Raw genomic sequence first — 23,153 nt, 5'->3', positions numbered from 1 at the left:
CGAGCGGAGCGTGCCGGTATCAAACAACCAGAGCAGGGTCTGCCTACAACTGATGGTTGTGTCTATACGCTCTCCTGTATGGACCTCGACACCGTCCGCACCTTCGTCGCCGTCGCCGACGCGGGCCAGTTCCAGGAGGCCGCCGCCGAGCTGGGCATCACCCAGCAGGCCGCGTCCAAGCGCGTCGCCACGCTGGAACGGAGCCTTGGCGTCCGCCTGTTCACCCGCACTCCGCGCGGCGCCCGCCTCACCATCGACGGCCAGGCGTTCCTCCCCCACGCCCGCGAGCTGCTCCGCGTGGCCGAGCGCGCGGCGGCGTCCGTGCGATCCGGGCGCCGCCCGCTGCGCGTCGACGTCCTGACCTCCCGCAGTGCGCAGTCCCGCCTGATGCGGGGCTTCCACGAGACCCACCCGGAGATCGACCTCGACATCCTGACGGTCTTCGACATCGACACGGCCGTCGCCGCGATCCGCGCCGGCACGATCGACGCGACGTTCCGCGCGGTGGCCGCGCCGGGCCGGCCACTGCCGGACGACATCGCGTCGGTACGTGTCCTCGACGAACCGCTGCATCTGCTCACCGGTCCCGGTCACGCCCTGGCCGGCGCCCGCGCGGTGCGGCTCGCCGAACTCGCGGGCCACCGGATCTGGATGCCGGGTCTGGCCGCCCCCGGCACGGAGTGGGCCGCGTACTACGACGCCCTGGTCGCGGAGTTCGGACTGACCATCGAGGCGACGGGGCCCAACTTCGGCTCGGACGCCCTCCTGGACACGATCGCGGACACGCCGTCGCTGGCCACGTTCATGGGCGCGAGTACCCGGCTCGTCTGGCCGGTGGGCCATGACCTGCACCTGATCCCGGTGACCGACCCGACCCCGGTGTACCCGCACTCACTCCTGTGGCACCGGGACAATCCCCACCCGGGGCTGGGTGCGTTGCGGGCCCACGTCGCGAGCGGCGGTGAGCGGGCCGCCGGGACGTGGGTGCCGGGCTGGGTACTTCCGCGCTAACGGACGTACGTTACGAAGTCGGCCCAGGCGGTAGGGGTGAGGGCGAGGCGAGGGCCATCCGTAGTCTTGGAGTCACGGACGTGCACGGTGCCGGGAGTGATGGCCAGCTCTACGCAGGACTCGCCGTCGTTTCCGCCGCTGTAGCTGGCCTTGAACCACGCCAGCTCTGCGGAGACCTCGCGCATCAGGAGTCAGCCCTCGGAGGCGTACGACACGAAGTCCGCCCACGCGCCATGCGCCAACGCCAGCCGAGGCCCCCCGATGCTCTTGGAATCCCGGACGTGAATGGTGGTAGGCGCTATCGCGACCTCGACACAGGACTCACCATTCGTGCCGCTGCTGTAACTGCTCTTGAACCACGCCAGTTCGGAGACGTCCCCGGCGATTCCCTTGCGCATCATGTGTCTCCCAGCAGTTTCTCGATGAAGGCCAGCGACTCCCGTGGTGAGAGAGCCTGCGCCCGGATGGTCCCATACTGGAGCTCCAGAATGCGGAGCTGTTTCGGGTCCGAAACGGGCCGGCTGTTGAAGAGGCCGTCGGAGCGCCCCACCGCCGTACCGTCCGGAAACTTCAGCAACTCGATCCTGCCGTCCAGCCCGGGGTGGGCGTCGGTGTCCGTCGGCATGACCTGGAGCGTGACGTTGTTCAACCGGCCCACCTCCAGCAGCCGTTCGAGTTGCCGCCGCCACACCATTGTGTCCCCAAGCCGCCTTCGCAGCGGCGCCTCTTCTTGTACGAAGTGCATCGAAGGGGCCGGGTCGCGGTCGAAGACCTCCTGCCGGGCCAACCGCGCGGCCACCATCCGTTCCACATCGTCCGGCGAGTACGGCGGCTGTGCCGCCTCCATCAGGGTCCGCGCATGCTCCGGCGTCTGCAACAGTCCGTGGACGCTGTTGCACTCGTACAAGCCGATTTCAACCGCTTTCCCCTCCGCCTTCCCCATCTCCCGAACCCGCTTCGGATACCGAACCCTCTTCACATCCTCCCAAGTCGCCGAAATCAACCCACCCGCATCCAGCACCGCATCCGACCGGTCCAGGTACGTCTTCTTGGGAATCCGTTTCCCGCCCTCGACCTTGTAGACAAGGTCCTCCCCGTACCCGATCGCCGCCCCGAACTCGGCGGCCCGCAGCCCCGCCGCCTCGCGCCGCAGCTTCAACTGCCGCCCCACCGTCGCGATCACCGCGACACCCCACTCGTCGTCGGGATCGACCTCCCACCCCGGCTCGTCCTCCTCGACCTGGAGCCGCCCCGTCTCCGCCATCCCGCACCCCTTCGCCGTACCCGCAACGCCACCCGGCGCCCTACCCGTCCGCCCCGCACCGACAGCCGCGTACACCCCGGACAAGCTCCGGACAGTAACGTCACGTAACCACTGAGTCACTGTTCACGGTAAGCAGACGACGCCACGCTGAGTGGCGTGAACCAGAAATCCGCCGAGCTGAACACCCCCACCCGCGACTTCAGCGTGCTGCTCTCCCCCACGCCCCGCGGCGCCCGTCTCGCCCGCCTGCTCGCCACCGAGCAACTCCGCTCCTGGGAACTGCCCCTGGACCCGGCCCGCCACCTCGTGGCGGAACTCGCCGCCAACGCCGCCGTCCACGGCCGCGTCTCCGGCCGCGACTTCCAGCTCGCCCTGCACGTCATCGGCGACACCCTCCGCATCGAGGTCACCGACACCCGAGGCGAACAACTCCCCGCCCTCCAGACCCCCGACGACGACGCCGAAAGCGGCCGTGGCCTACTACTGGTGGAGGCGTTGGCGGACCGTTGGGGCGTAACGGACGGCCGCTTTCCGCGCAAGACCGTGTGGGCCGAACTGCACGTCGGCTCACCGGAACCCGGTTCTCCGCGCTTCGGTGCTTCGGGCGCCTTTCCCAAGGAACTCTGAGAGGGAAAGAACCCCACCAAGCCCCACCTTTCCGCCCACGGCGGCGGCTCACTCTCCCGGGTGAACATCACTGGCTCGGCTGGCGGTTGCGTCCCTCGACTGCCTTACGCTCAGCCGCAACGCAAACAAATCGGCCCCCGCCGGGACTGGCATCCCGAGGCGAGGGCCTCCCCAACCAGGAAGTCGAGACCTTCCCGATGGATACCCAAAACCTTAGCGCTCCCCCCTGCGCCCCGTCCGACGTTGCCGCCGACCACCCCCCGACCGGGGTGATCCACGACAACGTCCGCCACACCACCCGCTTCACGGTGATCGGCAACCACCTGGCCCAGCACAGCGAACTGTCCGGTCTGGCCATCGGCGTAGCCGTCCACATCCAGTCGCTGCCGACCGGCGCCCCCGCCGACATCAAGAGCATCGCCCGCCGCCTCCGCGAGGGCACCACCCGCGTCGCCGCCGCCATGCGCGAGCTGGAAGCCCACGGCTACCTCCGCCGCGAGCGCTCCCGATGCCCCGACGGCCGGATCATCACCCGCACGGTCTCCTGCAACCACCCCGGCGCCGCCCAGACCCAGCCGAGGCAACCACGCCGCCAGCCGACGGCGCCGCAGAGAAAACGCGCCCTGCCTCCCGTACCGAAGCCGTCATACCCGTACGCCACCCTCCTCGCACAGGCCATCGACGTCCTCGCCGGCCTCCGCCGCATCGACCGCCGCCTGCTGCTGTCCGAGTCGGACACCGCCCACCTCGCCCTGGGAGTCGCCGCCTGGCTCGAACGCGACGTCTCCCCCACCGCCGTACGCCACGCCCTGACCAACGACCTCCCGGACGACCCCTTGCGCCGCCCGGCCGCCCTCCTCGCCCACCGCCTCGCGGCCCAGCTCCCACCGCCGCCACCCCTCCGCGCCCCGGCCACCCCCGCGCCACCGCCCCCGCTCCCCCTCCGCAACTGCGACGGCTGCGACCGCGGCTTCCGCCCCACCGAACCGGACCGCACCCACTGCCGCGACTGCCGCCCAACCACCCACCCGTGACCCCGCAAGGAACCCCATGGTCAGCTCGTCCCACGAGGCGATGCACCGCATCTTCCAGGACCACCCGACGCTCTTCTCCCGCGTCGCCGAAGCCCTCGGAATCCGTCTGCCACCACCGGTCGCGGTCGAGGTACTGCCGAACGACGTGACCGAGACGGACCCCATCGAACGCCGCATCGATACTCTGCTCCGCATCGAGACCAGGCACGACGGGCCCTTCCTGCTCGCCATCGAGGCACAGCGGAAGAAGGACCCGGAGAAACCGGTCAGCTGGGCTCACTACCTCGCCTACCTGGGCAGCAAGTACCGCCTGCCGCCGCTGCTGCTCGTGATCTGCCAGGACCGTTCGACGGCCGAGTGGGCGGCCCGACCGGAACCCATCGGGTTCGGTTCATGGCCCTCGCTGACCGCGCGACCCATCGTCGCCGGCCCTCACAACATGCCGGTGATCACCGAGCCGGACCAGGTCCGCGAAGACCTCGCTCTGGCCGCACTGTCCGCAATCGTCCACGGCACGAGCCCGGACATCGAGGGCATGCTGAAAGCGATGTCGACAGCGCTCATGGCTGAACCCGAGACCGTCGGCATTCCCTTCGTCGAACTCATCTTCCGAGGACTGGGCCGGCTGCCCGCCGCAGAGATCTGGAGCGCAATGGTGGCCGTGGACCTCGATTCCTACCAGTCCGACTTCATGAAGAAGGCACTAGCGAAAGTCCGCGCCGAAGGACTCGCCCTGGGACACACCGAGGGGCTCGCCCAAGCGCGCGCCGAAGTACAGGCCGAAAGTCAGATCCGGCAGGCAGCCAAGGACGTCCTCGCCGTCCTCGCCAAGCGCGGCATCGACGTCCCGCAGGAGGCGCGCGAGCACATCACCAACTGCGCTGACCCCGAGACACTGCACACCTGGCTCCTGCGCGCCGCGACCGCGACCTCCCTCGACGAGGTCATCGACTGACAGCTTGGCGTCGGAACCGGTCGGCGCCCTGGCGGGCGAGGTCGGGAGGCAGACAGGCATGCCGGCAGCCCCCGCTCCCCCTCCGCGACTGTCGCCCGGCATGCCCCTCCGAGCGCTCTCACTGCCGTAAGACCACGCGTGACCAGGAGGAACAGACCTTCATGTTCGCGTCCCCACACCTCGATGTTCCCGAACGGCTACCCTGGCCAGGGCACTCCCGGGAGGACTCGATGAGCACGCAGGCCGACCACGGACACGAGCTGGTTCCCCGCCCCGAGCAGACCCCTGACGCCCTGCGCGCGGCCCTCGCCGTCGTGGCGCCCGGCCGGCTGCCGGAGATGCAGCGTACGAAGGACGAGGCGTTCGCCAAGGCCGTGGAGTGGCAGTCCCTCAGCCCCGTGCGGAGCTGGGTCCTGTGCTGGGCCCGGGACATCGAGATCGCCCGTCGCCCCGACCTCGCCGCCCGCCACAACCGTGCCACCAACAACCTGGAGCACGAGGACGCGACCGTCGCCAGGGACGCGCTGCGCGAGCTGAGCACGGTCCTCGACGAGGCCATGGAAGCAGTACGCGTTTGAGCTGGTCCTGGGAGTACGCCTTCGGCGCGGAGGAGGCCGCTCGCGACGCGCCTGCCGCCTTCCTCGCCGAAGTGGAGATCAAGGCGGACGAACTGGTCAGAGCGGCGGAAGCCCTGCATCTGCACGGCCGAAGCCACCAAGGATCGGACCCGAAGGGCGGCAACGTGGTCGTCCCGGGTGGCATGTTCACGTATCAGGTGATCGTCCGGGACGAGCGTGTTTACGTCGTCCAGATTCTTTACCTGGGTTTCTGACCAGAACGCCACAGCACACGAGCCGCTAGCTGCTGATTACTCTCCCGAGGGTGACAGTGCCGGGGAATGCGCCCAGCATGGTGATGGGCCGCGCATACTGTGGCGCCGGGAACCGCGCCCCTGGAAGGAGGGACAGTATGAGGATCGAGCTCGCTTTGAAACTGCTCGGCCCACACGCCGGCATGGACGCGCAGGAATCGCTCCAGGCCCTGACCACCATGCTGACCCTCCTGCGGGAGCTGGAGGCCACCGAAACGGCCCGGCCAGGCCGCAACGGCACGCGCTGGACGTTCAACGAACTGCGCCTCGGAAGCGTCGCCTGCGTCCTGGAACCGCTGCGGATCGCCGACCACTCGACCTACGAAGTGGTCGAGCGAGTGGCCCGCAGCGCGGTGGGCGGACTGCACGAGGCGGAGTCCACCGCCCGCATCCCCACCGGCTGGACACTGCGGGCCGCGAACCTCGGGCGCCGAATCGCCCGGTCTCTCGGAGCGTCGCCCGACGTCGGCATGGTGCTGGAGGTCCGGGGGGACGGGGAGCCCCTGCGTACCGCGGAGATCACCCAGCGGACCGCACTGCATCTGGACTCGGCCACGAAGACGCGGCATCGCACGTTCGGCTCCCGCAGAGGCCGGCTGAGCGGGCTCCAGGAAGGCGGCAGACAGCTTCGGCCCCGGGCCGTGCTGCGTACCGAGGTCGGGGGCGAGGTGATCCCGGTGTACTTCGGTGACGACCTCGATCCCGAGCTGCGACGAGCTTGGCGGCGCGACCGGGTGGAGATCAGCGGTGAGATCACCGAGAACGCGCAGGGACAGAGCGTCTGGATGCGCGCACGGGACATCGAACTCCTGCCGACCCAGCCCCAGCTGTCCGACGACGAGCTGCGGGGAGGGTTCTGGCCCGACATGACCGGCGGCCAGGACGCTGTGGAGTATGTGGAGGCCCTTCGTGGGGACAACTGACCGCCCCGAGTCGGTGTATCTGGACGCCAACTGCTTCGTCGACTGGGCGCAGGGAACCCACTGCGCCCGAGAGGCGGAAAGCATGCTGCGGGCGGGGCGCGGCGGACACGTCCGGCTCTTCACCTCCACACTCACCCTGGCCGAAGCCCGGGGCACCAGCGCGAGCGAGCACCGGCTACGCATCCGGACGTTGCTCCAGGAGCCGTACATCACCCTGGTCGAGGTGACCCGGAGGGTCGGACTGCTGGCCAACGACATCACCGCCGACCGCCCGAAGATCAAGGGTGCCGACGCGGTCCATCTGGCATGCGCCTGCTTCGCCGGGGCCGAGGTGTTCCTGACCCGCAACTTCCGGGACTTCTCCCCCGGGGACGTCTACAAGGGCGTGTTGCTGAGTAAGCCCTTCGACTTCGGTGGTGAAGGCATCTTCTCCGCGTCCGACATCCGCTGATCACGCGCACCCCTCACCCCTGCCGCACCGCGAACGCGGTCACCGTCCGCATCCGCAGCCCGTTCCCGCGCGGTTCCAGGTCGCCCTCCACCACGACCTCCATACCGTCGCGCCAGGCATCGGTCGCACGGTCCACGTGCTCCGGGTCGAGCAGCACCCGTACCCGACGCGTGCGGGCGTAGTTCTCGTGCTCGAACGAGCCGTAGACCGTCGCTTCCCGGTCACCGTCCTCCGCGCGCAGGCGGGTCACCACTCCGACGAGTACGGCCCCGCGCTCCCGGCCCAGCCGCTCCCGTAGGTCCTTCGCTCCTTCCTCAAGAACCTCGACATGACGCCGGGTGATGGCCACCGGCGGCGAGTCCTGGGCCACCGGCAGATCGGGGAACCAGCTGAAGGACAGGGAGTAGTCACGGCACTCCTCACCGGCGATCTTGACCAGGGCCTCGCAGAGATTGGCCGAAAGTCCCGCCTCGGCGTACGGCGCGAAATCGGTCAGACCGTCCTGGGCCAAGGACGCGTCCGCGGCCGCACGGGCACAGGTGACACCGGCGAACAGGACGCGGGACACCTCACGGGCGTACGGCTCGGGAACACGCGCACCGGCTCCCCCAGGGAAGGAGTCCGCGTCGAACAGCGCCGCCTGCCGACGCCACATGGGCGGGAGTTTCACCACCGGGGTGTGCGCCGCGATCACATAGCTGCCGACCCGTGTCTGGTCCACCCGTACCGAGGTCACATGGTCCTTGACCGCCTGGGGCTTCTGCGCCGGCTGCACGGCCTGCGGGGTCAGTGCCGACGACGCGGCGGCGGTGTGCAGTTCCCGCAACCCGTTGAGCGCCGACACCAGGTCCAGCAGCGGAGCCGTACCGGTGGGACCGGGAGGGGCAAGGCGGAGGAACTGCCAGTCCGACGGCGGCAACCGCATCTCCCGCAGGATGTCGCCGGGACGACGCGCCTCGACGACCGCGAGCGTCTCCAGGACGTCGGCGATCCTGCCCGGATAGTCCCGGCGCCGCTCGGACGGCACCAGCACCTCGTACGGCGGTTCCGGCGCGTCCCCGGCGTACCGCTCCCACAACTCGGCGCCGGACAGCTCGCGCTCCGCCCGCCAGCCCTTGCCGCTCAGATACCGCCGGACGGTCTCCGGGGTGAGCGTCCGGGCATCCTCGAACTCCGCGTCCGTGATCACGTTCACGACACCCCCACCATGCTGCGGTAGTCCTCCGAGAACAGGTCGTGCAAGGGGTCGACGGTCAGCAGGTTGCCCCGCGGTACATGGACGCGCCGCGTGCTCTGTTCCGCATCCACGAGCTCCTGGTCGTGCAGGCACAGCCAGTAGGCCGCGTTGCGCAGCAGGAGCCGGTCGGCGGTGGCGTGCGACCAGGTGAACGGGTCGGACGGAGCGAGGACGAGGAAGAGGAAACGGGGGACGACGTAATCCTGGCCCGCCAGTTGGTCGTAGTTCTTGACCTCCAGGTCGTACGCGATGTGATGCTCGCGCACGAGAGGCGACGAGGTGCACTTCACCTGTGCCGCGATCATCGGATAGCGACGGGTTCCCGGCCGGCCCGGATGGCCCAGCTCCCAGTCCACGCCCACGCGGTCCCGTTCCCGCTTCGCCGCGTCGAGGTTGGCCGCCGCGGCCAGCACGCGGACGAACTGCTCACCGAAGTCGCCCCGGTGCTTGTTCTCCCCGAACCCCATGGTCAGCTCGTCCCACGAGGCGATGCACCGCATCTTCCAGGACCACCCGACGCTCTTCTCGCGCGTCTCCGAAACGCTCGGCATCCAGCTGCCACCACCGGTCTCGGTCGACGTACTGCCGAACGACGTGACAGAGACGGACCCGATCGAACGCCGTATCGATACCCTGCCGCGCATCGAAACCAAGCACGACGGGCCCTTCCTGCTCGCCGTCGAGGCACAGCGGAAGAAGGACCCGGAGAAATCGGTCAGCTGGGCTTACTACCTCGCCTACCTGCGCAGCAAGTACGCGCACAACATGCCGGTGATCACCGATCCGGACCAAGTCCGCGAGGACCTCGCCCTAGCCGCGCTGTCCGCGATCGTCCACGGCACGAGCCCGGACATCGAGGGCATACTGAAGGCGATGTCGACGGCGCTCATGGACGAACCGGGACCGTCGGCATTCCCTTCGCCGAACTCATCTTCCGAGGACTGGGCAAGCTGCCCGCCGCAGAGATCTGGAGCAAACTGGTGGTCGTGGACCTCGATTTCTACCAGTCGGACTTCATGAAGAAGGCACTAGCGAAAGTCCGCGCCGAAGGACTCGCCCAGGGACACGCCGAGGGGCTCACCAAAGCGCGCGCCGAAGCACGCGCCGAAAGTGAAACGCGACAAGCAGCCGAGGACGTCCTCGCCGTCCTCGCCAAGCGCGGCATCGACGTCCCGCAGGAGGCGCGCGAGCACATCACCAACTGCGCTGATCGCGGGACCCTGCACACCTGGCTCCTGCGAGCGGCGACCGCGACCTCCCTCGACGAGGTCATCGAAGCCGATTAGCCCGTCTCTCCCGTCGCCAAGGACGTCGTCCAGACGAGAGCGTCACCCGGCAACCACGCCGAACTGTGGCAGGCCCCGTCCCCCTGCCCCCGCACTCTCAGGTCCGCGTCACCTTCCCGCACGCCATGTCCTGCTCCCCCGTCAACGGCTCACTCCGGTCGTACGGATCCACCTCCGCCCCCGTCGCCGGCGACCCGGTGGCGGAGTTGCCCGTGAAGGACGGGTGCAGGTACCCGTCGTAGACCTCGCACGCCGTGTTGCCGAAGTTGGCGTAGTACGACTTCGGCAGCAGCCGCCCCTCGGTGGCGTGCCAGCGCTCCGGGTCGGCCAGCATCATCGTCACGTCCCGGCGGACGATCGTACGGTCGACCGTGCCGTCCGCTCCGTCGCCCCCGACCCGCTCGACGGCGTACACGAAGGTGTAGTCGGCGTGGACTTCGACCGAGCCCGGGTCGCCGGCCGCGAAGGTCATCTCCCCGCGCACCTTCACCGCGTCGTCGATGACCCGGGCCTCGGCCGGGTCGAACCGGGTGAAGAGCGTCAGCGGGTCGTCCTCCTGGCTCGGTTCGCTCAGCGACCGCTTCAGCCGGGACGTCAGGCCGGGGCTCTCCGGGTCGAGCAGGGCGATCGCCCGCTCCGGACGCTCCCCGCGCAGCACGCCCCGGTCCAGGTGGGAGGCGACCAGCAGTTCCTTGGTCAGCCGCAGCGCGGACGCCACGTCCTTCTCGCTCATGTCGCCGACCGCCTTCGCCCGCGGCAGCTCGATCCCGTCCGCGCCGTCGGCCCAGCTCAGCGCGGGCGACCCGCGGAACGGCTCGGCCCGGGTCGGCAGCCCCGGCGCGGCGGACCCGGGCGCCGACGCGGAACCCCCGTCCCCGAACCGGTCCAGCAGCAGCGAGGGCCGTACCGCCACGACGGCGACCGCGGCCGCCACCAGCACGCCGAGCACCGCGAGGATCCGGCGCCGGCGGGTGCGGCGGCCGTTCGTCTCCTGCCACGCCGGGCCGGTCCGCCACCCCGGCGGATCGGCCTGCTTCCGCTTCCCCTCCCGCCGCGCGGCCTCCTCCTCTTCCCGCAGCCGCCGCGCCACCATCCGGGCCCGCGCCGACGGCTCCTTGGGCGGCGGGGCGCCCCCGCCCTCCGCGGCGTTCTTCAGGAACGCCTCCAGCTCCGCGTCGGACAGGGAGGGTTCGTCACCGGACGAGGCACTACTCACGGCTGTTCACTCTCAGGCAAGGGACCGGACATGTCGGAGGATCAGTTTTCCCGCCGCCACTGACAATGCCCAGACCTTTGTAGAACCTGTGATCGAATCGGGCCCTACTGGGGCAGCGCCCCACGGGGACGCCAAAGGGGCCCGCACGCCGAAGTCGTACGGGCCCCTCCGAGCCACTCAGTGCAGGTCAGATCACTTGTTGATCTTGGTGACCTGGCCGGCGCCCACGGTCCGGCCACCCTCGCGGATGGCGAACTTCAGGCCCTCTTCCATGGCGACGGGCTGGATGAGCTCCACCTTCATCTCGGTGTTGTCACCCGGCATGACCATCTCGGTGCCCTCGGGGAGGGTCACGACGCCGGTCACGTCCGTCGTACGGAAGTAGAACTGCGGACGGTAGTTGTTGAAGAACGGCGTGTGGCGGCCGCCCTCGTCCTTGGACAGGATGTACGCCTGCGCCTCGAACTCGGTGTGCGGGGTGACCGAACCCGGCTTGATGATGACCTGGCCGCGCTCGACGTCCTCGCGCTTGATGCCGCGGAGCAGCAGACCGACGTTCTCACCGGCCTGACCCTCGTCCAGCAGCTTCCGGAACATCTCGATGCCGGTGACCGTGGTCGTGGTCTTGTCCTGCTTGATGCCGATGATGTCGACGGTCTCGTTGACCTTGAGGACACCACGCTCGATGCGGCCGGTGACGACCGTACCGCGACCGGTGATGGTGAAGACGTCCTCGATCGGCATCAGGAACGGCTTGTCGACGTCCCGCTCGGGCTCCGGGATCGCCTCGTCCACGGCCTTCATCAGGTCGAGGACGGACTGGCCCCACTCCTTGTCGCCCTCAAGGGCCTTCAGGGCGGACACCTTGACGACCGGCAGGTCGTCGCCCGGGAACTCGTACTCGGAGAGGAGCTCACGGACCTCGAGCTCGACGAGCTCCAGGATCTCCTCGTCGTCCACCATGTCGGCCTTGTTCAGGGCGACGACGATGTACGGAACGCCGACCTGGCGGGCCAGGAGCACGTGCTCCTTGGTCTGCGGCATCGGGCCGTCGGTGGCGGCGACCACGAGGATGGCGCCGTCCATCTGCGCCGCACCCGTGATCATGTTCTTGATGTAGTCCGCGTGACCGGGGCAGTCGACGTGGGCGTAGTGACGGGTCTCCGTCTGGTACTCGACGTGCGCGATGGAGATGGTGATACCGCGCTGGCGCTCCTCGGGAGCCTTGTCGATCTGGTCGAAGGCCGAGGCCTCGTTCAGGTCCGGGTACGCGTCGTGCAGCACCTTGGTAATGGCGGCCGTGAGGGTCGTCTTACCGTGGTCGATGTGACCGATGGTGCCGATGTTGACGTGCGGCTTAGTCCGCTCGAACTTCGCCTTCGCCACTGGGGTCCTCCTGTGGAGTGGTTCTGAACGCCTTGCTTCATCGGCGCCAGGTGATCTTTGCTGGATAGCCCGGGCCTGGGGCATTCCGCCGGGTTGGTGGCGGAACGCCCTTCGACAGGCTCCGGAGTCAAGCCTAAAGCGTGTGAAGGTACTCCGTTAAACGGAGTACGGCGTCACTCGCCCTTGGCCTTCGCGATGATCTCCTCGGCGACGTTCCGCGGAACCTCGGCGTAGGAGTCGAACTGCATCGAGTAGCTTGCGCGACCCGACGTCTTGCTGCGGAGGTCGCCGACGTAGCCGAACATCTCCGACAGGGGCACCAGGCCCTTGACGACGCGGGCACCGGCCCGCTCCTCCATGGCCTGGATCTGGCCACGGCGGGAGTTGATGTCGCCGATGACGTCGCCCATGTAGTCCTCGGGCGTGGTGACCTCGACGGCCATCATCGGCTCGAGCAGCACGGGGCTGGCCTTGCGCGCGGCCTCCTTGAAGGCCTGCGAACCGGCGATCTTGAACGCCAGCTCGGAGGAGTCGACCTCGTGGTAGGCGCCGTCGAGCAGCGTCACACGCACACCGGTCATCTCGTAGCCGGCGATGATGCCGAACTGCATGGCCTCCTGGGCGCCCGCGTCGACCGAAGGGATGTACTCCTTCGGGATACGGCCACCGGTGACCTTGTTGACGAACTCGTACGAGGCGTCGCCGCCCTCGATCGGCTCGATCGCGATCTGCACCTTGGCGAACTGACCGGTACCACCGGTCTGCTTCTTGTGCGTGTAGTCGACGCGCTCGACGGCCTTGCGGATCGTCTCACGGTACGCGACCTGCGGCTTGCCGACGTTGGCCTCGACGCGGAACTCGCGCTTCATCCGGTCGACCAGCACCTCGAGGTGAAGCTCGCCCATACCGCCGATGACGGTCTGGCCGGTCTCCTCGTTGGTGTGCACCTGGAAGGAGGGGTCCTCCTCCGCGAGCCGCTGGATGGCGACACCCAGCTTCTCCTGGTCGCCCTTGGACTTGGGCTCGATCGCGACCTCGATGACCGGCGCCGGGAAGTCCATGGACTCCAGGATGACCGGGTTCTTCTCGTCGGCCAGCGTCTCACCGGTGGTGGTCTGCTTCAGGCCCATGACGGCGACGATGTCACCGGCGCCCACCGACTCGATCTCCTCACGCTTGTTGGCGTGCATACGGTAGATCTTGCCGATGCGCTCCTTGCGGCCCTTGACGGAGTTCAGCACGGCGGTGCCGGACGTCAGGCGGCCGGAGTACACCCGGACGAAGGTGAGCTTGCCGAGGTGCGGGTCGCTCATGATCTTGAACGCCAGCGCCGCGAGCGGCTCGTCGTCGGACGGCTTGCGCGCGACGACCTTCTCCGGGTCCTTGACGTCGTGGCCCTCGATGGCCTCGACGTCCAGGGGGGAGGGCAGGTAGCGCACGACCGCGTCGAGCAGGGGCTGCACGCCCTTGTTCTTGAACGCGGTGCCGCAGAACACCGGGGTGACCGTGGTGCCGTCGCTCTTGCCGGACGCGATGGTGATACGGCGGATCGCCGCGTACAGCTGCTCCACGGAGGGCTCGGTGCCCTCCAGGTACAGCTCCATCAGCTCTTCGTCGTTCTCGGCGACGGCTTCGAGCAGCTTGCCGCGGTACTCCTCGGCAGCCTCGGCGTGGGTGTCCGGGATGTCGACGATGTCGTACATCTCGCCCTTGGTCGCCTCGGCGGACCAGACGAAGGCCTTCATCGTCACGAGGTCGACGACGCCCTTGAAGTCGGCCTCGGCGCCGATCGGCAGCTGCATGACCAGCGGCTGCGCACCCAGGCGGTCGCTGATCATGTCGACGCAGCGGTGGAACTCCGCGCCGGTCCGGTCGAGCTTGTTGACGAAGCAGATGCGCGGGACGCCGTAGCGGTCGGCCTGACGCCACACCGTCTCGGACTGCGGCTCGACGCCGGCGACGCCGTCGAACACCGTCACGGCACCGTCGAGCACGCGCAGCGAACGCTCCACCTCGACGGTGAAGTCGACGTGGCCCGGCGTGTCGATGATGTTGATGGTGTGGTCGACGTCTTCCATCGGCCAGTGACAGGTGGTGGCAGCGGAGGTGATCGTGATGCCACGCTCCTGCTCCTGCTCCATCCAGTCCATGGTCGCGGCGCCGTCGTGGACCTCACCGATCTTGTACGACACACCGGTGTAGAACAGGATCCGCTCGGTGGTGGTCGTCTTGCCCGCGTCGATGTGGGCCATGATCCCGATGTTGCGGACCTTGGCCAGGTCAAGTGAAGTGGTAGCCATAAGGCTTCAGTCTTCTCTCGGTCTCGATGTGGGTAGCGACTACCAGCGGTAGTGCGCGAAGGCCTTGTTGGACTCGGCCATCTTGTGCGTGTCCTCGCGCTTCTTGACGGCCGCACCGAGGCCGTTCGACGCGTCGAGAAGTTCGTTGAGCAGACGCTCGGTCATGGTCTTCTCGCGCCGGGCGCGGGAGTAACCGACCAGCCAGCGCAGCGCGAGCGTGTTGGCGCGACCGGGCTTGACCTCGATCGGCACCTGGTACGTGGCGCCACCGACACGGCGGGACTTGACCTCGAGGGTCGGCTTGATGTTCTCCAGCGCGCGCTTCAGCGTGATGACCGGGTCGTTGTTGGTCTTCTCGCGCAGGCCCTCCATGGCGCCGTACACGATGCGCTCGGCGGTGGAGCGCTTGCCGTTCAGCAGCACCTTGTTGATGAGCGACGTGACAAGAGGAGAACCGTAGACCGGGTCGATGATGACCGGGCGCTTCGGGGCGGGGCCCTTACGAGGCATTCTTACTTCTCCTTCTTGGCGCCGTAGCGGCTGCGGGCCTGCTTGCGGTTCTTGACACCCTGGGTGTCGAGCGAGCCGCGGATGATCTTGTAGCGAACACCGGGCAGGTCCTTCACACGGCCGCCGCGCACGAGCACGATGGAGTGCTCCTGCAGGTTGTGCCCCTCACCCGGAATGTAAGCAGTGACCTCGATCCCGCTGGTCAGACGCACACGCGCGACCTTACGCAGGGCCGAGTTCGGCTTCTTCGGGGTGGTCGTGAACACACGCGTGCAGACGCCACGACGCTGGGGGGACCCCTCCAGTGCCGGCGTCTTGTTCTTCTCGACCTTGTCCTGCCGGCCCTTCCGGACCAGCTGCTGGATCGTAGGCACTACTTCTCCGGTTTCTGTGTGCCGAATGGTGAAGCTAACCTGGAACGTCACCGACCCACGCGGTCGGGTGTGTCGAATCCGGCGGACCTCCGCCGCGAGGCGAAAACTGCACAGATCGCGGTGGCCGCTCAGCAGCCCCCGTGCGGTTGAAGGCACACACAGGAGCCAGGGCACACCCCAGGCACAAGGTCTGAGCGTACCTATCGCATTCGCTGTGGTCAAAACAAATGCGGAGGGCCCGCATCCGTCAGGGGTCGTCTGTCAAGCCCCCGCACCGAAGACGATCTCCGGGGGAGGTCCTACGGCCCTCAGCCGGAGGAGGCAAGCCCCGCCGCGATGAGCACCGTGACGATGAACGCCCAGCCGGCGATCGACACCCAGCCCAGCACCAGCCCGGTCATGGCGAGGCCCTCACCGCGCTCCCCGGACCGCCGCATCTCCGCGCGGGCCGCGTGCCCGAGCAGCACCGCGGGGACGCCGCTGAGCCCGGCGGTCACCAGCGTCAGCACCCCGCACACCATGGCGCCGACCGCCTTGCCGTTGGTGGCCGGGGGCGGCGCCGGCAGGAAGGTCGCCGGCACGGCGGTGTCCATCCGGGCGACCGGCGCGGGCCCCTGCGGCAGATCGGCGACCAGCAGCGCCAGCTCGCCGACGGTCCGGGCCGCGTAGGCCCGCCCGACCCGCTTCTCGAACTCGCCGTGTTCCAGTCTGCCCTCCCCATAACCGGCCCGGAGCACGTCCACGGCCCGCTCACGCTCGGCGTGGGAGGCGAGCATGGCCGACTGGCCGTGGACCTGGCCCTGGATCTGCCCCGGGCCCGGGCCGTTCCACGGCTGCGGCTGATGCGGCTGATACGGCTGTGACTGCCAGGACGGGTACGGCGATGGCGACGGCGGCTGCGACACGGGGCACCTCCCGGAGGGCGGGGTCACTCCATGATGCGCTGCCGGCAGGCCGTGTGGGAGCGGTACGTCCGGGCTGGACGGAAAAAAACCGAGAAGGCGGGCGTCAACCGACAGGACCGGTCTCCGTTCCGTTCCGCCGCCTCGGCCACCGGCGGTGGCCGAGGCGGACTCCGCTCGTCGATGGCGGCGGGAGTGACACCGGCCCTCTGGACGGCCCGGGGTGAGCGGCTTCCCATGTCTCCCCGCCTCGCCCGGGTCAGTCCCCGCCCGAGCGCCCCGGGCGGCGTTGACGGGAGAGGCGCGGAATGGTGGGGGCACGGGACCGGGCATTCTTGGGCGCGAACACCGGCGGTTCGCCACCCTGGGGGTTGGTGACGTGCGTGTCGGTTGCGGCCGGTGCCGGTGCGCCGGTGTCGTCGGGTCCGGTCTCCGGGTTCTTCCTGGCGGTCTCGGCTGCGGCTGCGGTTTCGGTTTCGGTTCCGGCTCCGGCTCCGGCTGCGGCTGCGGTTTCGGCTCCGGCTGCGGCTGCGGCTTCTGGCCAACGCTCGCCGCTACCGGTCAGGTCCGCCTCCGATGCCGCGGGAGCAGCGCGCGCAGTGAGGCCGGTGCCCTCGTCGCCACGACCCGACGAGGCCCTTGGTTCCTCCGTACCGCCGCGGAAGTCGTCACCGGTCTGCCCCCGCCCCCCAACGGCCCCGGGCCGGCCGGCCCGGTCGGGTCGCTCCCTGCGCCGGAACGGGATGACGGCCGCCTGCCCGGGGGTACGTCCGCCACCGGGCACGCCGGCCACGGTGGCCAGCTCGATGAAGGAACGGTACTGCGCGACAGCGTCCCGCCAGCCCTGCCCGTACGCCTCGAACTCGGCCCGTTCGCGTGCGTCCCGGGGCACGACCTCCAGCTCACCTGGTTCGTAGTGCTCCAGCAACGCGCCGACCTCGGCGAGCAGCCGCACGAGAGTGCTTGAGCCCTTCGCCGGCCGGGAGCCCTGCTCGCCCTCGACCATGCGCGGCTCTTTCTGACGTCCCCTTCGTTGCCGCCGTACTGCCGTCACCGGCACGGGCGTCCCGTCCCCCGTCCGGAGATCGGCTCCCCACAGCGGTCGTCTCGCCGGCAAGCCGGCTGCCTTCCCCCCGGGGAACGGACTCGAACAGCTTAGCGGCCTTGTCTTTTCGCAGACCAGGACGTGTCTGGCGGCGCTCCGCGCGACGTCGCGGAGATGCGGAGGTCAGTCGCGGCGGCTGCGGCAGGGAGGGAGGCGGGGAGGTAGCCGAGAAACGGGAGCCGCACCGCCGGCTCAGCCACGGGAGTACACCCGGCGGATACTCCTGTGTCCCGGGGTACGCTCCCCAGCCCGCCCGGCCGGGCCGACCCGTTCCAACAGCTCCCGGAAGTCATCGGCCCGCCGCATCCGCAGGACTGCTGCCCCGCCTCTCGGAGCGTCCACCCGACGATCTCTGTCCGCCCGGCGGCGCCGCCCGTCCCTGGAGTAACGCGGAATCGACACGAACACCCGGCGAATGACGGGCTGTTGTGATGATTGGCCCCGTCCCCCCGCCGACGCCGCTGACAGGCGAGCGCGGCCACCCGCCCCACCCGGTGTCCCTCAGCACCGCGCGGCCGGTCAGCCGGCCCGTCGGCACTCAGGCGGGTCATATGCTCCGCAGCTGTTCACTCGAATATTCGCGCGGGCCGGCGGCGGGCCGGTGGACATCGACGCGCAACTGCTCACCGGGACCATCCGCCCCGGTGACACGGTCCCCGGTCACGTGGTCCTGCGGGGCGGCCTGCTCGGCACGGACGTCCAGGGCTTCTCCTTCGCGGTCATCGCGTCCTGGTCCGCCGCCCCCGGCACCCGCGCCGGGGACGACGAGATCAACCGTGCCTACGCGGACGGCCCCTTCCCGGTGCCGAGAGGCGAGGAGGTCGTCGTGCCGTTCACCATCCGGCTGCCGTGGGCGACGCCGTTCACCGAAGTGGCGGGCCGCGCACTGGGCGTGGTCCTGGAACTGCGGACCCGGGTGGACGACAGCGCGCTCCGAACCGGCTCGGACCACGACCTGTTGCACGTCTCGCCCCTGCCCCTGCACGAAGCCCTGCTGGACGCCTTCGCCGGGCACGGATACACCTGCGAGGCGGGCCGGTTGGTCAACGAGTGGATACCGGACGTCGACCAGCCCTTCGTCTTCTACCAGTCGCTGGAACTGCGCGACCGCACGACGGACCGGATCGGTACGGACCTCGAACTCGTCCTCCTCACCAACGCGGTCGGCTGCGAGATACTGCTGCGCCGCGCCGGCCACGGCGTCCTGCCCTGGAGGGAGAAGCCCCCAGCCCGCCGTTTCCTCGCGGCACACCACGATCTCGAACGCACCGACTGGAGCCGGCTGGTGCGCGATTGGCTCCGCCAGGTGGCGGCCGCCTGAGCCGGCCTTCGCGGTCAAGCACGACTGTGCGAGCCGGCGGTCCGCCGCGGTGCCGGCCGCCCGCCCGTCCCTCCAGGTCTTCGGCGAGGGCCCGGGCCCGCTTCGACAGCCGCCGGGAGTCGTCGGTCCCGGCAACGTCCACCGCGACCGGCCGCCCGCCTCCCGGGCCGTCCCCACGACACCCCCGGTCCCGCCCAGCGGCCGCCGTGTCGCCGGGCAGGTCCAGCGGGGCCACGCCGGGACGGCCGTTCCGCCGGATCACCGGCCGCTGCTCAGCAGGCGACGACCGCCTCTCCCGCGCCTCGCGGGCGGAGAGGAACACGTCACGCGAGGTACGGGGGCCGGACTCCGGTGTCCTTCTGGTCCGTCGTATTCTTCCCGGCCCGGCTCTTTCCGCAGCAGCTCCTGATCCCGGCGAAGGCACGAGTTTCGGCCTCGGCACGCCACTCGAATCCCGCCGACCTGAGTCCCACATAGCGAAAGCAAAAAAAGAAAACACACGCGATCAGGAAAATTCCCGTCGCTATGAAAAAGCACCAGACTTCCACACCAAACCCCATTCGTCAGCAGAAGGCACTGCGAAGGTCACCGGCAGCGCACAGTGAGACGCTGGAACACCAAGAACGGGAGCGTCTCGTAGGGCAACACCCCACTGAACGCGTTTACGAGAAGGTAGTCGACGTCGAGAGTGACTTGCCCGATCACCACAAGTCGACCGCGACCAAGGCGCACTTCGATGTCGAGATCAAGGGGCTTGAGGATCCCATCAAGAAACTACCGGTGAAGGAAGACCCTGGTCACCTTTGACAGCAGAGCAGCACAACGGGCCTTCGATCGGCACTCTGCTCCCAGGCGAGGCAAGTTCCCCATCTCCCAGTCTGCGAACTGGCTGTTGCGCCGGCCCGGCACGACAGCGACCCACAAACTGGCGATCCCGACGAGCACGTCACAGCAGCGACCCGACCACGCAGAGCAGAACCCCCACTCCGATCAGCGCCAGACCACCGCCACCGAGAAGCAGGACGATTGGCCGCTCTGCGTCAAATGGAAGTTCATCCCACACTCCCGTCCTGGCACGCTTTGGCTTTCTCCTGTCATACACGACCGAGACTGTCGTACCCTCGGGCCCGGCAATCCCTGCATGTACTCGTGAAAACGTGCGGGCGCTTCTCCCTCCGGCAGGCAGACATCAAAGAACACCCGATGCGAATTCGTCACGTATTCATGGCGCACATAAACTGCCTGCCCGTCGACACCATGTAGCTTCAGATGCCTCATGCGTCGATAGTCGACAAAATTGCCTGTCTGGGCAAACACGGCGAATATGCCGAGAAGTATAAATATCACGCCACCAATGACCAGGACATCGCGCACCGCACACCCTCCCCCTTGCCTATCTGGAAGTTTGTTTGCTTCATCCGGTGGAGCGTATATGGGAGTAGTCGCCAGCCCCAACCTCTGTGCACGACATCACAACATGTACTCCATCGTCACTCCCACCACTAGCGGGGTCGCAGCAAGCAGAGTCCAGCCAAGCCCTAGCGAAAGCCATGCATCTTTCCCGGCCTGTCGCTTGGCCAGTCCCTCATTCCGCCCGTCGTACACGAGAGGTACTGCCGCCCCCACAGCAGGGAAGTTTGGGCCGGCCGCAAGGACCCAGCGCAGTTCACGTCCATCGGGCGTGACGTAGGCACAGACCGCTCGCTTAGGGTGTGGTGTAACCCTCGTAGATGTGGTCTACGCAGGTGGCCACAACTGATGAGACCTGCCGGAATCGAGTACAGGCAAATCGGCGGTGAAGATGGAGTCGTCGAACGCTGGGGGCGCATCCGAACCGAACAGCGACAAACTCCGCCCGTCAACGAATCCGACGCCCAACGCACCGCCCGGCTACAGCGAGAGGGGCAGGAGGCGCAGACGCGCTTCCAGCAGACCCAGCAGCAGATAGCCGATCTCCAACGCCAGTCACAGAGCGCCATGCAACAACTGCAGACCAGCGCGCAGGGCCTTCACCAGTTGAAGGAAGCAGCCCGAGCCGCTGCCGCGGCGGTAGGAGGCGGCGGACCCGACAGTTGACGATCCACACAGGAGACTCGCCCCGGAGGTACGAATGTCCCTGACAGTATCACTCAAAAACGCTTCAAGTTCTCTGCAGACTTTCAAAAACAAGGTGACCGCTGCTGCTTCTACCGCGAAGTCGCTCGGCAGCGCGGCAGGGCTTGATCAAGTTCCGTTGAGGTCGGGCTTGTAGGTGATGCCCAGGATGGGGAGGGCTCGTTCGGGTTGGTCGCGGATGGCGCGGGTGGTCTTCGCGATGTTGGTCGCGCCGAGGGCTTTGAGGGCTCCGATCGCGAGGTTGCGGAGGGTGGCCATGACGCGGGGTGCGTTGCCGGCGTGGACGGTGGAGGCGTCTTCGGCGAAGGTGCGGTCGCGGATGTGGTGCTGGGCTTCCACGGTCCAGTGTCCGCGCAGGTGGGAGGCGAGTTCGGCCGGTTTCGCCTGGTGGATGTCGAGGCTGGTGACCGCATAGACGGTCTCGCGGGTCTCCTTCCTGCCACTCTCTTTGCGGCGGCGGTGGACGCGGAGGGCGAGCTTCGCGTGGGGAAGGCGATGCCGCCGAGGTTGTCGGCGATGGCGAGAGTCTTGATCGAGCGGGACTCGCGACGGCCGTGTCCCTTGTTCGAGGTGGTGTGCTGGACGGCCACCGCATGCCAGTCCAGTCCGTCCAGTTGGGCCCAGGCGGTGGGCTGATTGGGCTTGATCACGGCTACGTAGTGCGCCTTCTTGGTCTCGGCCAGCCAGGCGACGTTGGCCTTCACGGAGTGCAGCGCGTCGAAGGTGAGCACGTCTCCGTCCAGGTCGAGCGGTGCAAGCAGGGGCTGGAAGTGCCGTGTCTCGTTGGTCTTGGACCCGACCTCAGCCTGGGCGAGGGTGACCGGGCAGCCGTGGGTGACGGCGGACAGCAGGTGCCGGCGGGTCTGGTTTAGGCGGGCGGAGCCGCGCAGTGCCTTGCCGTCCACGGCGATCACCCGTCGCCTGCCCGGGGCTGCGGCCCTATGGCGGTGAGCCAACCAGGTGCCCACGGCCGCATCGAGTGCGTTGGTGTCGAGACGCTCGAGGACCCTCCCGATCGCCGACCTGGACGGTGCATGCCGCCAGCACAGCAGGTGACGGCGCACGCCGAGCGCGGCGAGCAGTCCTGCGTCGGCGCGGGCGCCCCACTTGGCGAGTTCGTCGATGGTCCAGGCTCCCGAGACCGCGGCGGCCGCGCAGACCAGCAGGATCGAGGTCAGCGAGTACCAGCGGCCCCGCCGGGAGCGCGGATCGGGCACCGCCTCCAGGAAGAGCCGCAGGTCAGGCATGTCGTCCGGATGGAGCGGACCCAACTTGGCCAACACGGCAGGGATCGGGGAAGATGAGACAGCGGACACGGGAACTCTCTTGATCACTTGGCTTAGACACCTGAATGATCACGGATCCCGTGTCCGCTCTGTCATCCACCCCAACCCGCGGCATCCTCACGCCAGTTGGGCGATCCCGGGAACTTGCACAAACCTTGGCAGCGAGTCGGAGAGCCTCCAGTCCGCCGCTGACAAGGCTGACAAGTCGGTCACCCACGGCCGGTAAGATCGGCGTCAGTGCCGGCAAGAACCTCGGCAAGTACGAGACCGGGGCGAGCGGAACAGCCAAAGACCGGGGCCTTCGAGTAGTACCGAGGTGGACGGAGCGCTACCGAAAGCCCGTAGCGCGATCGCAGCGCCCGCTGATCCAGAGCCCCGGCACCCCGGCGGGCCGCCGTCGCGACCGACGTGTCACGTCAGCTCGCCGATGAGGCAGAGCAGCGCCCCTATACCGATGAGCACCAGGCCGCCGGCACCGAGCAGAAGAACACTTCCCAACTCGTACTCGTAGTCCAATTCCGCCCGTGCTCCCACCTTCGCCCGCTTCGGCTTCCGGCTGTCGTACACAACCGGCACGACCGTACCCTCGGGACCCGGCAATGCCTGCATGTACTCATGGAACCGGGCTCTCGGCTGCCCCTCCGGAAGGCATATGTCGAGAAATACCCGATGGGAATTGGTCACGTACTCATGGAAGACGTACACCGCCTGTCCGTCCACGCCGTGATGTTTCAATGCCTGCAGTCGACGATGCTCCAAGAAGCTGCCCGACTGTGCGAATAACGAAAGCAACCCTAGACATATGAAAACCGCCCCCACAAAAACCACAGTGCACCTATCCCTTCTATATTTCAAGGCATGCCTGACTGGAGCGGAACCAGTACCATAGTCGATCGCGGTTCCTGAGGTTGAAAGGGTGGGGTGACGGGTTACGGAGGCTCCAGCCCGAGTCCGGTCTCGGCTATGAAGCCGTCGAGGA

26 protein-coding genes and 2 pseudogenes are annotated in these 23,153 nt (G+C 68.3%); 12 read left to right on the top strand and 16 right to left on the bottom strand.

Going from position 1 to position 23,153, the window contains the following annotated elements; translation table 11 throughout:
* Positions 1-78 precede the first annotated feature (78 nt).
* A complete protein-coding gene (locus ACTT8P_RS00140; RefSeq protein WP_442829397.1) occupies positions 79-1,011 on the top strand; it encodes a LysR family transcriptional regulator in 933 nt (310 codons plus the stop codon).
* Here ACTT8P_RS00140 and ACTT8P_RS00135 read toward each other — a convergent pair.
* The 3 genes from ACTT8P_RS00135 to ACTT8P_RS00125 are packed head-to-tail and all read right to left on the bottom strand — an operon-like array spanning position 1,008 to position 2,275.
* A complete protein-coding gene (locus ACTT8P_RS00135) occupies positions 1,008-1,196 on the bottom strand; it encodes a DUF397 domain-containing protein (RefSeq protein ID WP_442829396.1) in 189 nt (62 codons plus the stop codon). The genes ACTT8P_RS00140 and ACTT8P_RS00135 overlap by 4 nt on opposite strands.
* A 6-nt stretch (positions 1,197-1,202) precedes the next feature.
* Positions 1,203-1,409, bottom strand: coding sequence for a DUF397 domain-containing protein (locus ACTT8P_RS00130; RefSeq protein ID WP_442829593.1), 207 nt, complete (start codon positions 1,407-1,409; stop codon positions 1,203-1,205).
* Complete coding sequence (locus tag ACTT8P_RS00125; protein WP_442829395.1) at positions 1,409-2,275, bottom strand: helix-turn-helix domain-containing protein; 867 nt, start codon at positions 2,273-2,275, stop codon at positions 1,409-1,411. Before ACTT8P_RS00125 ends, ACTT8P_RS00130 begins: the two co-directional genes overlap by 1 nt.
* 156 nt (positions 2,276-2,431) lie before the next feature.
* Between ACTT8P_RS00125 and ACTT8P_RS00120 the strand changes: the two genes are divergently transcribed.
* From ACTT8P_RS00120 to ACTT8P_RS00090, 7 genes are all read left to right on the top strand, one after another.
* A complete protein-coding gene (locus tag ACTT8P_RS00120; RefSeq protein WP_442829394.1) occupies positions 2,432-2,902 on the top strand; it encodes an ATP-binding protein in 471 nt (156 codons plus the stop codon).
* Positions 2,903-3,099: 197 nt separating this feature from the next.
* On the top strand, positions 3,100-3,936 hold the full coding sequence (locus tag ACTT8P_RS00115) for a helix-turn-helix domain-containing protein (RefSeq protein WP_442829393.1): 837 nt from the start codon (positions 3,100-3,102) through the stop codon (positions 3,934-3,936).
* Positions 3,937-3,952: 16 nt separating this feature from the next.
* Positions 3,953-4,891, top strand: a complete 939-nt coding sequence (locus ACTT8P_RS00110; RefSeq protein ID WP_442829392.1) for a hypothetical protein — start codon at positions 3,953-3,955, stop codon at positions 4,889-4,891.
* Between the two features lie 230 nt (positions 4,892-5,121).
* The gene (locus ACTT8P_RS00105; RefSeq protein ID WP_442829391.1) at positions 5,122-5,469 is read left to right on the top strand and encodes a hypothetical protein; all 348 of its coding nucleotides are present in this window, start codon (positions 5,122-5,124) and stop codon (positions 5,467-5,469) included.
* Positions 5,466-5,723 (top strand): hypothetical protein, encoded by a 258-nt coding sequence (locus ACTT8P_RS00100; RefSeq protein ID WP_442829390.1) that lies wholly within the window; start codon positions 5,466-5,468, stop codon positions 5,721-5,723. Before ACTT8P_RS00105 ends, ACTT8P_RS00100 begins: the two co-directional genes overlap by 4 nt.
* Positions 5,724-5,860: 137 nt before the next feature.
* Positions 5,861-6,685, top strand: a complete 825-nt coding sequence (locus ACTT8P_RS00095; RefSeq protein ID WP_442829389.1) for a hypothetical protein — start codon at positions 5,861-5,863, stop codon at positions 6,683-6,685.
* Positions 6,672-7,136: a type II toxin-antitoxin system VapC family toxin gene (locus ACTT8P_RS00090; RefSeq protein WP_442829388.1), complete on the top strand. Its 465-nt coding sequence runs from the start codon at positions 6,672-6,674 to the stop codon at positions 7,134-7,136. The genes ACTT8P_RS00095 and ACTT8P_RS00090 overlap by 14 nt, the downstream gene beginning before the upstream one ends.
* A 13-nt stretch (positions 7,137-7,149) precedes the next feature.
* Here ACTT8P_RS00090 and ACTT8P_RS00085 read toward each other — a convergent pair whose 3' ends face one another.
* Together ACTT8P_RS00085 and ACTT8P_RS00080 are read right to left on the bottom strand one after the other, a co-directional pair.
* Entirely contained in the window at positions 7,150-8,331 is a 1,182-nt protein-coding gene (locus ACTT8P_RS00085) for a hypothetical protein (protein WP_442829387.1), read from the bottom strand.
* Positions 8,328-8,873 (bottom strand): DUF4365 domain-containing protein, encoded by a 546-nt coding sequence (locus ACTT8P_RS00080; RefSeq protein ID WP_442829386.1) that lies wholly within the window; start codon positions 8,871-8,873, stop codon positions 8,328-8,330. Before ACTT8P_RS00080 ends, ACTT8P_RS00085 begins: the two co-directional genes overlap by 4 nt.
* On the opposite strand from ACTT8P_RS00080, the pseudogene ACTT8P_RS00075 reads away from it, so the two are divergent.
* Positions 8,839-9,659, top strand: a pseudogene (locus ACTT8P_RS00075) (hypothetical protein). The gene ACTT8P_RS00080 and the pseudogene ACTT8P_RS00075 sit on opposite strands and share 35 nt — an antisense overlap.
* A gap of 97 nt (positions 9,660-9,756) precedes the next feature.
* On the opposite strand, the gene ACTT8P_RS00070 reads toward ACTT8P_RS00075, so the two are convergent.
* From ACTT8P_RS00070 to ACTT8P_RS00040, 7 genes are all read right to left on the bottom strand, one after another.
* A complete protein-coding gene (locus tag ACTT8P_RS00070; protein WP_442829385.1) occupies positions 9,757-10,875 on the bottom strand; it encodes a hypothetical protein in 1,119 nt (372 codons plus the stop codon).
* A gap of 192 nt (positions 10,876-11,067) precedes the next feature.
* Positions 11,068-12,261 carry an elongation factor Tu gene (tuf, locus tag ACTT8P_RS00065; protein ID WP_442829384.1) on the bottom strand — a complete coding sequence of 398 codons (1,194 nt, stop codon included), beginning with the start codon at positions 12,259-12,261 and terminating at the stop codon, positions 11,068-11,070.
* Between the two features lie 173 nt (positions 12,262-12,434).
* The gene (gene fusA, locus ACTT8P_RS00060; RefSeq protein ID WP_361157641.1) at positions 12,435-14,561 is read right to left on the bottom strand and encodes an elongation factor G; all 2,127 of its coding nucleotides are present in this window, start codon (positions 14,559-14,561) and stop codon (positions 12,435-12,437) included.
* Positions 14,562-14,600: 39 nt separating this feature from the next.
* Positions 14,601-15,071 carry a 30S ribosomal protein S7 gene (rpsG, locus tag ACTT8P_RS00055; RefSeq protein WP_361157643.1) on the bottom strand — a complete coding sequence of 157 codons (471 nt, stop codon included), beginning with the start codon at positions 15,069-15,071 and terminating at the stop codon, positions 14,601-14,603.
* 2 nt (positions 15,072-15,073) lie between these two features.
* Positions 15,074-15,445, bottom strand: coding sequence for a 30S ribosomal protein S12 (rpsL, locus tag ACTT8P_RS00050; RefSeq protein ID WP_003948652.1), 372 nt, complete (start codon positions 15,443-15,445; stop codon positions 15,074-15,076).
* Between the two features lie 308 nt (positions 15,446-15,753).
* A complete protein-coding gene (locus ACTT8P_RS00045; protein ID WP_442829383.1) occupies positions 15,754-16,350 on the bottom strand; it encodes a DUF1707 and DUF4190 domain-containing protein in 597 nt (198 codons plus the stop codon).
* 256 nt (positions 16,351-16,606) lie between these two features.
* Positions 16,607-17,353, bottom strand: a complete 747-nt coding sequence (locus tag ACTT8P_RS00040; protein WP_442829382.1) for a hypothetical protein — start codon at positions 17,351-17,353, stop codon at positions 16,607-16,609.
* 514 nt (positions 17,354-17,867) lie between these two features.
* Here ACTT8P_RS00040 and ACTT8P_RS00035 point away from each other — a divergent pair.
* Both ACTT8P_RS00035 and ACTT8P_RS00030 read left to right on the top strand, forming a co-directional pair.
* Complete coding sequence (locus tag ACTT8P_RS00035; RefSeq protein WP_442829381.1) at positions 17,868-18,773, top strand: sporulation protein; 906 nt, start codon at positions 17,868-17,870, stop codon at positions 18,771-18,773.
* A 525-nt stretch (positions 18,774-19,298) separates the two neighbouring features.
* The gene (locus ACTT8P_RS00030; protein ID WP_442829380.1) at positions 19,299-19,580 is read left to right on the top strand and encodes a hypothetical protein; all 282 of its coding nucleotides are present in this window, start codon (positions 19,299-19,301) and stop codon (positions 19,578-19,580) included.
* Between the two features lie 183 nt (positions 19,581-19,763).
* On the opposite strand, the gene ACTT8P_RS00025 is transcribed toward ACTT8P_RS00030, so the two are convergent.
* The gene (locus ACTT8P_RS00025; RefSeq protein ID WP_442829379.1) at positions 19,764-20,147 is read right to left on the bottom strand and encodes a hypothetical protein; all 384 of its coding nucleotides are present in this window, start codon (positions 20,145-20,147) and stop codon (positions 19,764-19,766) included.
* 384 nt (positions 20,148-20,531) lie between these two features.
* Between ACTT8P_RS00025 and ACTT8P_RS00020 the strand changes: the two genes are divergently transcribed.
* Positions 20,532-20,849, top strand: a complete 318-nt coding sequence (locus ACTT8P_RS00020; RefSeq protein WP_442829378.1) for a hypothetical protein — start codon at positions 20,532-20,534, stop codon at positions 20,847-20,849.
* A gap of 147 nt (positions 20,850-20,996) precedes the next feature.
* On the opposite strand, the gene ACTT8P_RS00015 is transcribed toward ACTT8P_RS00020, so the two are convergent.
* The 3 genes and pseudogenes from ACTT8P_RS00015 to ACTT8P_RS00005 all read right to left on the bottom strand — a co-directional run bounded on the left by ACTT8P_RS00015 (position 20,997) and on the right by ACTT8P_RS00005 (position 22,894).
* Positions 20,997-21,227, bottom strand: coding sequence for a hypothetical protein (locus ACTT8P_RS00015; RefSeq protein WP_442829608.1), 231 nt, complete (start codon positions 21,225-21,227; stop codon positions 20,997-20,999).
* A 239-nt stretch (positions 21,228-21,466) separates the two neighbouring features.
* Positions 21,467-22,135 (bottom strand): annotated as a pseudogene (locus ACTT8P_RS00010) (ISAs1 family transposase); the annotation flags it as partial.
* Between the two features lie 450 nt (positions 22,136-22,585).
* Complete coding sequence (locus ACTT8P_RS00005) at positions 22,586-22,894, bottom strand: hypothetical protein (protein ID WP_442829377.1); 309 nt, start codon at positions 22,892-22,894, stop codon at positions 22,586-22,588.
* Positions 22,895-23,153: the final 259 nt, after the last annotated feature.

Origin of the sequence: Streptomyces sp. JW3 (assembly GCF_052216785.1) — a bacterium.
Lineage (GTDB): Bacteria > Actinomycetota > Actinomycetes > Streptomycetales > Streptomycetaceae > Streptomyces.
The sequence above is the reverse complement of the archived record's forward strand: the minus strand, read 5'-3'. Positions and strand labels throughout refer to the sequence as shown.

Bases quoted from the DNA above. Each gene is read 5' to 3' on its own strand.
- ACTT8P_RS00140 (WP_442829397.1), top strand. From the start codon at position 79: ATGGACCTCGACACCGTCCGCACCTTCGTCGCCGTCGCCGACGCGGGC.
- ACTT8P_RS00135 (WP_442829396.1), bottom strand. From the start codon at position 1,196: ATGCGCGAGGTCTCCGCAGAGCTGGCGTGGTTCAAGGCCAGCTACAGC.
- ACTT8P_RS00130 (WP_442829593.1), bottom strand. From the start codon at position 1,409: ATGCGCAAGGGAATCGCCGGGGACGTCTCCGAACTGGCGTGGTTCAAG.
- ACTT8P_RS00125 (WP_442829395.1), bottom strand. From the start codon at position 2,275: ATGGCGGAGACGGGGCGGCTCCAGGTCGAGGAGGACGAGCCGGGGTGG.
- ACTT8P_RS00115 (WP_442829393.1), top strand. From the start codon at position 3,100: ATGGATACCCAAAACCTTAGCGCTCCCCCCTGCGCCCCGTCCGACGTT.
- ACTT8P_RS00110 (WP_442829392.1), top strand. From the start codon at position 3,953: ATGGTCAGCTCGTCCCACGAGGCGATGCACCGCATCTTCCAGGACCAC.
- ACTT8P_RS00105 (WP_442829391.1), top strand. From the start codon at position 5,122: ATGAGCACGCAGGCCGACCACGGACACGAGCTGGTTCCCCGCCCCGAG.
- ACTT8P_RS00095 (WP_442829389.1), top strand. From the start codon at position 5,861: ATGAGGATCGAGCTCGCTTTGAAACTGCTCGGCCCACACGCCGGCATG.
- ACTT8P_RS00080 (WP_442829386.1), bottom strand. From the start codon at position 8,873: ATGCGGTGCATCGCCTCGTGGGACGAGCTGACCATGGGGTTCGGGGAG.
- fusA (WP_361157641.1), bottom strand. From the start codon at position 14,561: ATGGCTACCACTTCACTTGACCTGGCCAAGGTCCGCAACATCGGGATC.
- rpsG (WP_361157643.1), bottom strand. From the start codon at position 15,071: ATGCCTCGTAAGGGCCCCGCCCCGAAGCGCCCGGTCATCATCGACCCG.
- ACTT8P_RS00040 (WP_442829382.1), bottom strand. From the start codon at position 17,353: ATGGTCGAGGGCGAGCAGGGCTCCCGGCCGGCGAAGGGCTCAAGCACT.
- ACTT8P_RS00035 (WP_442829381.1), top strand. From the start codon at position 17,868: ATGACGGGCTGTTGTGATGATTGGCCCCGTCCCCCCGCCGACGCCGCT.
- ACTT8P_RS00030 (WP_442829380.1), top strand. From the start codon at position 19,299: ATGAAAAAGCACCAGACTTCCACACCAAACCCCATTCGTCAGCAGAAG.
- ACTT8P_RS00020 (WP_442829378.1), top strand. From the start codon at position 20,532: ATGAGACCTGCCGGAATCGAGTACAGGCAAATCGGCGGTGAAGATGGA.